The following is a 434-nucleotide window of genomic DNA, read 5'->3' as shown; positions in this document are numbered from 1 at the left end:
CCCCTACCCTATCCCCCGACAAAAATTTTGAATCAAAATTGATAGGGGGGCTTCATTTTTTTAAAATTTTTAATTGAGTTGGACAATTACATTTCGGACATTTTAAACCTTCCAACAATTTGTGTGTTTTTATTTCCCATTTACATTTAGGATTGATACACCAATGCTTTGTTAACTGCTGTTTCATATTTACTTCCTCCTAAAATAAGATGGAAAAACTTTTTTCTCATCTGCTTCATTTTCTTCAATCACATGACACTTCGGACACAACAAACGAATATTGTTTGGATCAAGTTTGAGCATTTCGTTCTTCTTGATTGGAATCACATGATGCCGATGCGCTTGCCTTCCAAATACAAAACGGCCACATCTTTGACAGCAACCACCTTCTCTTTCATAGACAAAGTCAGCGACATCTTGCCATTCTTTTGTTC

Annotated in this window: 1 protein-coding gene; it reads right to left on the bottom strand. The window is 35.9% G+C overall.

What is annotated here, in order from left to right:
* Positions 1 to 189: 189 nt before the first annotated feature.
* On the bottom strand, positions 190 to 434 hold a 245-nt coding region (locus ACU8YE_RS25550), incomplete at its 5' end, for an HNH endonuclease (protein WP_446930406.1).

The sequence above is a fragment of the Ralstonia sp. VS2407 genome, assembly GCF_052950655.1.
This window is presented reverse-complemented; position numbering and strand designations above follow the sequence as displayed.